Source organism: Streptomyces sp. NPDC054834 (assembly GCF_053611185.1).
Genome location: NZ_JBSGZV010000049.1, coordinates 62,294 through 68,544, shown reverse-complemented (window position 1 = coordinate 68,544; position 6,251 = coordinate 62,294). Strand labels below are relative to the sequence as shown.

The following is a 6,251-nucleotide window of genomic DNA, read 5'->3' as shown; positions in this document are numbered from 1 at the left end:
GTGCGCACCTGTGCGCACCGCCCGCCGGGCATTGCCGTGTTTCGGGCCCGCGCACTGGTACGCCCCGAACGGTCTCGGGCGCACTGATCACCCGCTTTCGCATCCCGGGCGGCGACACGGATCCTGTCCGTCGTCCGAGCCGGGACGGCGGCCCGCGGCCCGAGGCCGCTGATGGATACCCCCTTGCGACCTGGCCGATGAGTACAGCCAGAGGCGACGGGGAGGCCCTGAACCATCTCTCTGCTGGAGCAGGGGCCCCGCACGTCGACGCCGTATTCGGCGTTCCCGATCGAGCTGGACCTCCCTGAAGTGCTGCCCCCTTGACACCCCTCCTCGGCGACAGGCACATTGAGTTGCGCAACCTGAACCAAGTTGCGTACACAGCAACTGAACCGGTTTCGAGTTCGGAGGTTGGGCGATGGCGGGACCCCGAGTGGTCATCATCGGAGCGGGCGTCGTGGGAGCGGCCCTCGCGGACGAGATCTCCGCACGCGGCTGGACCGAAGTGACCGTGGTCGACCAGGGCCCCCTCCCGGCCACCGGGGGCTCGAGCTCGCACGCCCCGGGCCTGGTCTTCCAGACGAACCCCTCGAAGACGATGACGGAGCTGGCCCGCTACACCGTCGAGAAGTTCTGCTCCCTCGACGTCGACGGCAAGCCCTGCTTCCTCCAGGTCGGCGGCCTCGAGGTGGCGACCAGCCCCGAGCGCCTGGCCGAACTGCACCGACGCCACGGCTGGATCACCGCCTGGGGCATCGAGGCGCGTCTGCTCACCCCCGACGAGTGCGTCGAGCGGCACCCGCTGGTCGACCGCGAGAAGGTCCTCGGCGGCCTCCTCGTCCCCACCGACGGCCTGGCCAAGGCCGTGCTCGCCGTCGAGGCACAGATCCGCCGGGCCACCGAGCGCGGCGTGACCTTCCTGGCCCGGCACGAGGTGCTCGACGTGCTCCAGAGCGAGGGCGAGATCACCGGCGTCCGCACCGACCAGGGCGAGATCCCCGCCGACATCGTCGTGTGCTGCGCCGGCATCTGGGGCCCGAGGATCGCCCGCATGGCCGGGATGAACCTCCCGCTCACCCCGCTCGCCCACCAGCTGGCCTGGACGGGGCCGGTACCGGCCCTCGCCGGCCAGACGGAGGAGGCCGTCCGCCCGATCCTGCGCCACCAGGACGCCGACCTCTACTACCGCGACCGCTTCGACGGCATCGGCATCGGCTACTACGGGCACCGCCCGATGCCGATCTCCGCCGACGACATCCGCTCCTTCGACGAGGCCGAGGAGATGCCGTCCGTCCTGAAGTTCACCGAGGAGGACTTCGAGGACGCCTGGACCGAGACCCAGTCCCTGCTCCCCGCCACCAGGGAGGCGAAGGTCGAGGAGGGCATCAACGGCCTGTTCTCCTTCACCACCGACGGCTATCCGCTGCTCGGCGAGTCACCGGACGTCAAGGGCTTCTGGGTCGCCGAGGCCGTCTGGGTCACCCACTCCGCGGGCGTCGGGCGGGCCATGGCCGAGTGGCTGGTCGACGGCCACTGTTCCTCGTTCGACCTGCACGAGTGCGACGTCAACCGCTTCGAGCCGCACCAGCTCTCCCCGGAGTACGTCCTGGCCCGCGACTGCCAGAACTTCGCCGAGGTCTACGACATCCTCCACCCCCTCCAGCCGTCCGGGAAGCCGCGCCCGATCCGCACCAGCCCCTTCTACCGCCGCCAGCAGGAACACGGCGCGTTCTTCCTGGAGGCGAACGGCTGGGAGCGCCCCCAGTGGTACGAGGCCAACGCGGGGCTGGTCGAAGGCCGCTCCATCCCCACCCCCGACGACTGGGCCGCGCGCTACTGGTCGCCCATCGTCGGCGCCGAGGCCCAGGCCACCCGCGAGACCGTCGCGATGTACGACATGACGGCCCTCAAGCGCCTCGAAGTGAGCGGCCCGGGCGCCGGCGCCTTCCTGGAGCGGCTGTGCACCGGCAAGGTCGCCAAGTCCGTCGGCTCGGTGACGTACACCCTGCTCCTGGACCACGACGGCGGCATCCGCAGCGACATCACCGTCGCCCGGCTCGCCCGCGACCTCTTCCAGGTCGGCGCCAACGGCAACCTGGACCTCGACTGGTTCAGCCGCCACCTCCCCGCCGACGGCACGGTCCAGGCCCGCGACATCACCGCGGGCACCTGTTGCATCGGCCTGTGGGGCCCGCTGGCCCGCGACGTCCTCCAGCCCCTCACCGACGAGGACTTCTCCAATGACGGCCTGAAGTACTTCCGCGCCAAGCGCGCCCACATCGGCAGCGTCCCGGTCACCGCGATGCGCCTGTCGTACGTCGGCGAGCTCGGCTGGGAGCTGTACACCACCGCCGACCTGGGCCAGAAGCTGTGGGACACCCTCTGGGCGGCGGCCGAGCCGCTCGGCGGCATCATCGCCGGCCGCGGCGCCTTCAACAGCCTCCGCCTGGAGAAGGGCTACCGCTCCTTCGGCACCGACATGACGTACGAGCACGACCCCTACGAGGCCGGAGTCGGCTTCGCCGTCAAGCCGGACAAGGGCGACTTCATCGGCAAGGAGGCGCTGGAGCGGCGCAGGGCCGACGTACGGCGCAAGCTGAGCTGCCTCACCATCGACGACCCGCAGGCCGTCGTCATGGGCAAGGAACCGGTCTACGACGGCGACCGCGCCGTCGGCTACGTCACCAGCGCCGCCCACGGCTACACGATCGGCAAGGGCATCGCCTACGCCTGGCTGCCCGCGGAGCTGGCCACCCCCGGCACCACCGTGCACATCGGCTACTTCGACCGGCGCGTCGAGGCGGTCGTCGCCGAGGAGCCCCTGTTCGACCCGACCATGTCCCGCCTCCGTGGCTAGCCGTGCAGAAGGGGTACAGCCGGTGACCGCACGCATCCTCGACGGCAAGGCGACCGCCGCCGACATCCGTCGCGAACTCACCGAACGTGTCGCCAAAACGACCGCCACGACCGGCCGCCCGCCGGGCCTCGGCACCGTCCTGGTCGGCGACGACCCCGGCAGCCGCGCCTACGTCGCCGGAAAGCACCGCGACTGCGCGCAGGTCGGCATCGCCTCGCTCCGCCGCGAGCTGCCCGCCGACGCGACCCAGCAGCAGGTCGAGGACGTCATCGACGAACTCGACGCCGACCCGGCCTGCACCGGCTACCTCGTCCAGCTCCCGCTCCCACGCCACCTGGACGCGAACGCCGTCCTCGAGCGCATGGACCCGGCCAAGGACGCCGACGGCCTGCACCCCGTCAACCTCGGCCGGCTCGTCCTCGGCGCCGACGCCCCGCTGCCCTGCACCCCGCGCGGCATCGTCGAGCTGCTCCGCCGGTACGAGGTCCCGCTCGCCGGAGCGCGCGTGTGCGTGATCGGCCGGGGCATCACCGTAGGACGGCCGATCGGGCTCCTGCTCACCCGCCGCTCCGAGAACGCCACCGTCACCCTGTGCCACACCGGAACCAAGGGCCTGGCCTGGCACGTGCGCGAGGCGGACATCGTCGTCGCGGCCGCCGGCTCGCCCGGACTGGTCACCAAGGACATGCTGCGCCCCGGCGCGGCCGTCCTGGACGTCGGCATCACGCGCACCGAACACGGCCTCGCAGGCGACGTCCACCCGGAGGCCGCCCAGGTCGCCGGATGGCTCGCGCCGATGCCCGGGGGAGTGGGGCCCATGACCCGGGCGATGCTGCTCGCCAACGTCGTCGAGGCCGCCGAGAGGAACGCGAACACCGTATGAACGCGCTGAACACCCCCTTGGCGGAGCTGGACCCCGAGGTCCACGCCGCCCTCCGCGCCGAGCTGCGCCGTCAGCAGTCCACCCTCGAGATGATCGCCTCGGAGAACTTCGCGCCCACCGCCGTGATGGAGGCGCAGGGCTCGGTCGCGACCAACAAGTACGCCGAGGGCTATCCGGGCCGCCGCTACTACGGCGGCTGCGAGCACGTCGACGTCACCGAGCGCCTGGCCGTCGAACGCGTCAAGTCCCTCTTCGGGGCCGGATTCGCCAACGTCCAGCCGCACTCCGGCGCGCAGGCGAACACCGCTGTCTTCTTCGCCCTGCTCCAGCCCGGCGACACCGTCCTCGGCCTCGACCTCGCGCACGGCGGCCACCTCACCCACGGCATGCGCATCAACTACAGCGGCAAGATGCTGAACGTCGTGCCGTACCACGTCTCCGAGACCGACCACCTCGTGGACATGGACGAGGTGGAACGGCTCGCCAAGGAACACCGCCCCAAGATGATCATCGCGGGCTGGTCGGCGTACCCGAGGCAGCTGGACTTCGCGGCCTTCCGCCGCATCGCCGACGAGGTCGGGGCCCTCCTCATGGTCGACATGGCGCACTTCGCGGGCCTGGTCGCCGCCGGACTGCATCCCAGCCCCGTCCCGCACGCCCACGTGGTCACCACCACCACGCACAAGACCCTCGGCGGCCCCCGCGGCGGAGTCATCCTCACCAACGACTCCGACCTCGCCAAGAAGCTCAACTCGGCGGTGTTCCCCGGTATGCAGGGCGGCCCACTGGAGCACGTCATCGCCGCGAAGGCGGTCTCCTTCAAGGTCGCGGCATCGCCCGGGTTCGCCGAACGCCAGGCCCGCACCCTGGCCGGCGCCCGCATCCTCGCCGACCGCCTCACCCGGCCCGACGTCGCCGCGGCCGGGGTGGAGGTGCTGACGGGCGGCACGGACGTCCACCTCGTCCTCGTCGACCTGCGGAACTCCGAACTCGACGGACGGCAGGCCGAGGACCTCCTCCATGAGATCGGCATCACCGTCAACCGCAACGCCGTCCCCTTCGACCCGCGCCCGCCCATGGTCACCTCCGGCCTGCGCATCGGCACCCCGGCGCTGGCCACCAGGGGCTTCACCGAGGAGGACTTCGCCGAGGTCGCCGACGTGATCGCGCTGGCCCTCCGGCCCGAACCGGACGTGCCCGCCCTGCGCGCCCGCACGGCGGCACTGGCCGCCAAGCACCCGCTCTACCCGCATCTTTCGCAAGACGGAGACGTCCGATGAGCCCCCGCACCCCCGGCGCCGACCTGCCCGACCACCCCGACTGGCTCTGGCGCACTCCCGAGCCCAAGCGGTCGTACGACGTGGTGATCGTGGGCGGCGGCGGACACGGCCTGGCCACCGCCCACTACCTCGCGAAGAACCACGGCATCACCAACGTCGCGGTCCTGGAGAAGGGCTGGCTCGCAGGCGGCAACATGGCCCGCAACACCACGATCATCCGCTCCAACTACCTGTGGGACGAGAGCGCGGGCATCTACGAACACGCGTTGAAGCTGTGGGAGGGACTGGAGGAGGAACTGGACTACCCGATCCTCTTCTCCCAGCGCGGCGTGCTGAACCTCGCCCACAGCCTCCAGGACGTCCGCGACAGCGTGCGCCGGGTCGAGGCCAACCGCCTCAACGGCGTGGACGCCGAGTGGCTCGACGCCGAACAGGTCAAAGAGGTCTGCCCGATCGTCAACATCTCACCCGATGTGCGCTACCCGGTACTCGGCGGCACCTACCAGCCGCGCGCCGGCATCGCCAAGCACGACTACGTGGCCTGGGGCTTCGCCCGCTCCGCCGACGCGGCCGGTATCGACATCATCCAGAACTGCGAGGTCACCGGACTGGACGTGACCGACGGCCGGGTGGTCGGCGTGCGGACCACGCTCGGCCCGATCGCGGCCGGCAAGGTGGCGCTGTGCTCGGCCGGCCACACCTCGGTCCTCGCGTCGATGGCGGGCATCGAACTCCCGCTCCAGAGCCACCCGTTGCAGGCCCTGGTCTCCGAACTCCTGGAACCGGTCCACCCCACGGTGGTCATGTCCAACGCCGTCCACGTGTACGTCAGTCAGGCGCACAAGGGCGAGTTGGTGATGGGCGCGGGCATCGACGCGTACAACTCCTACACCCAGCGCGGCGCGTTCCACATCATCGAAGAGCAGATGTCCGCCGCCCTGGAACTCTTCCCGGTCTTCGCCCGCGCCCACGTACTGCGCACCTGGGGCGGCATCGTCGACGTCAGCCCGGACGCCTCACCCATCGTCGGCCTCACCCCGGTCGACAACCTCTACCTCAACTGCGGCTGGGGCACGGGCGGCTTCAAGGCCACCCCGGGCGTCGGCTGGGTCTACGCCCACACCATCGCCCACGACACCCCCCACCCCCTCAACGCCCCCTTCTCGCTCGACCGTTTCACCACCGGCGCGCTCGTCGACGAGCACGGCGCGGCCGCGGTGGCCCACTAGGG

Annotated in this window: 4 protein-coding genes; all 4 read left to right on the top strand. The window is 71.1% G+C overall.

Annotated elements, in window-relative coordinates; all coding sequences use genetic code 11:
- Positions 1–418: 418 nt before the first annotated feature.
- Genes ACWGJM_RS40550 through ACWGJM_RS40535 form a run of 4 tightly spaced genes read left to right on the top strand, consistent with a single transcriptional unit; the run spans position 419 to position 6,249 of the window.
- Positions 419–2,857 carry a GcvT family protein gene (locus tag ACWGJM_RS40550; protein WP_453416771.1) on the top strand — a complete coding sequence of 813 codons (2,439 nt, stop codon included), beginning with the start codon at positions 419–421 and terminating at the stop codon, positions 2,855–2,857.
- 22 nt (positions 2,858–2,879) lie between these two features.
- Positions 2,880–3,740 carry a bifunctional methylenetetrahydrofolate dehydrogenase/methenyltetrahydrofolate cyclohydrolase gene (locus ACWGJM_RS40545; protein ID WP_453416770.1) on the top strand — a complete coding sequence of 287 codons (861 nt, stop codon included), beginning with the start codon at positions 2,880–2,882 and terminating at the stop codon, positions 3,738–3,740.
- Positions 3,737–5,020, top strand: a complete 1,284-nt coding sequence (gene glyA / locus ACWGJM_RS40540) for a serine hydroxymethyltransferase (protein WP_453416769.1) — start codon at positions 3,737–3,739, stop codon at positions 5,018–5,020. Before ACWGJM_RS40545 ends, glyA begins: the two co-directional genes overlap by 4 nt.
- Positions 5,017–6,249, top strand: a complete 1,233-nt coding sequence (locus ACWGJM_RS40535) for a sarcosine oxidase subunit beta family protein (RefSeq protein ID WP_453416768.1) — start codon at positions 5,017–5,019, stop codon at positions 6,247–6,249. Before glyA ends, ACWGJM_RS40535 begins: the two co-directional genes overlap by 4 nt.
- The last annotated feature ends 2 nt before the right edge of the window (positions 6,250–6,251 follow it).

Bases quoted from the DNA above. Each gene is read 5' to 3' on its own strand.
- ACWGJM_RS40550 (WP_453416771.1), top strand. From the start codon at position 419: ATGGCGGGACCCCGAGTGGTCATCATCGGAGCGGGCGTCGTGGGAGCG.
- glyA (WP_453416769.1), top strand. From the start codon at position 3,737: ATGAACGCGCTGAACACCCCCTTGGCGGAGCTGGACCCCGAGGTCCAC.
- ACWGJM_RS40535 (WP_453416768.1), top strand. From the start codon at position 5,017: ATGAGCCCCCGCACCCCCGGCGCCGACCTGCCCGACCACCCCGACTGG.